2 pseudogenes are annotated in these 1,775 nt (G+C 44.6%); both read right to left on the reverse strand.

The annotated features are described in order from the left end of the window. Positions 1 to 1,018, reverse strand: a pseudogene (locus HMPREF3164_RS11450) (hypothetical protein); the annotation flags it as partial. Between the two features lie 288 nt (positions 1,019 to 1,306). Beyond that, positions 1,307 to 1,775, reverse strand: a pseudogene (locus HMPREF3164_RS11455) (hypothetical protein); the annotation flags it as partial.

A 1,775-nucleotide genomic window follows, 5' to 3' on the forward strand; every position in this document is an offset into this window, starting at 1 on the left:
AGTTAGCCTCGCCCTTGTAAGTGGAGCCGCTGAAATTAATAGGTTTTGCGTAGTAAGAGTTCGTAAGGTCTATTGGGTAGAAGAAGGTGCTTCCCGAGAAATTATATTCAAATTCTGACCATGTTCCCGGGGTATTCTCTTCTGAGCCTTGTAGGCGACCGTGAATTTCTTTAATTATACTGAGGCGAACATCTGCTTCAGAATCTAATATGGCTTTGTCTGCATAAAATTTTTCTTTTTTATCTTTATATATTCCCTTAGGCGTGGGGTTAGATAACTTATTATAATGAGAAGCAAGAGTGAATGGGGAGCGGATATAGGCGCAGAGGTTATTGATGATAACCTGCCCTTCTTTGAGTCTCTGATCATCAGATAGGTTTTTATCTTCAAGCCACTCATCCACGAGGCCAACAAGTGTGTATACACCGCCCATACGGATAGGGGCTTTTTCATCACCTAATTGCTCCACCGCTTTGGTGTACCGTTCTCGGCGTTCTGCCCTAACTTGTCGCCGGTAATCCTTGTCGTTTTTCTTTTTTTCCTGCTTGTTCTTGCGCTTGTCGATATCGTTTTTACGGCGAGTCTCGCCCAAGGTAAGGATCGCGAGAAGACCACCGGTTGCTAGTAGAATAGAGTGTCGTAGCCCGCCAACACCTGTTGTAGTGCTTTTGACAGCTATGGGTAAAAGAAGAGCAAATACCCCACCTGTAATACCAGTGACAAGAACTCTGGTAATAAAGTATTTTTCAGAGCTCGAAGTAATAATTTGTGGTTTACATAAAGTTACTACGCCTGTAATAGCTAGGACTCCTAGATATAGTTGTAACCATATGTGTTTTTTGGTGGCCCATTGCTCGGGAAATAAGCGGAGCCAACAGATAAACTCGGGATATAAATAGAGCCAACAGATAAAAAGGGAAAAAACTCCGAGGACTATCATAATAATCCATTTACTCCGCGACCAGCCTTTGTTCTGTTGTCTAGGCTGCTCTGTTTCCGGCTGTTTTTTATCGCTCATAGCTGAGTAGACTCCTTGTGGTGAGTGTGTGCAAGTACCACCCTACCGCATCTTCAGCTCACCTTTCAGATTTTCCTGAATTTTGGCTCAAGGTTTACCTGCAAATCTTTGGTGGGTAGGCAGGTAACGGCCCAGTCCTGCGCATATTCAGAGGTTGTTGCGGGTCGAACCCTGTAGCAGAAACAACCAGTCACGCCAGTAGGAAAAAACCCCTAGAGGGCAAACAGTGCCGTAGAATCTTGATGTTCTCATACGGCAGGAAGTGGAGACCGTGAATCCTTCGGGCGGCTAGTTATTCTTTTCTTCTGGTGCTGTGCCCTCCACTTTTACTGTGGTGGCTTCCTCCTGCCATTCATACAGTTCTTTTTCAAAAGACTCCAGCGTGTCTAAAAGTTTGGTATTCTCTTCGGGATCTTTTACCTCACGAAGTTTATTATTTATTTTTTCTATTTCTCGGAACTTATCTGCAAGGTATTCCTTCTGTTCTGAAGTAAGGAATTTACAGCCAAGGGGTAAGCCTTCAAGGTTGCGGTAAATGGGGTAGCCCCTGCCGTTTTCGACTGTGAAATCATTATCAGGTGAACTAAAAAGCGTGTTTTTGCGGTTTGTCTCATCATAGAACTGAGGGGCACAGTCTGTGAAGCGAGAAAAGCTGCTGTTGTCTCCGTCTACTCCAAAATAAACTTTCTGATAGAAGATAGATCCGCTAAAGTCAGCCCCGCCCTTGTAGGTGGAGCGGCTGAAGTTAGCCCAGCCC

Origin of the sequence: Rothia sp. HMSC08A08 (assembly GCF_001808385.1) — a bacterium.
GTDB classification, from domain to species: Bacteria; Actinomycetota; Actinomycetes; order Actinomycetales; family Micrococcaceae; genus Rothia; species Rothia dentocariosa.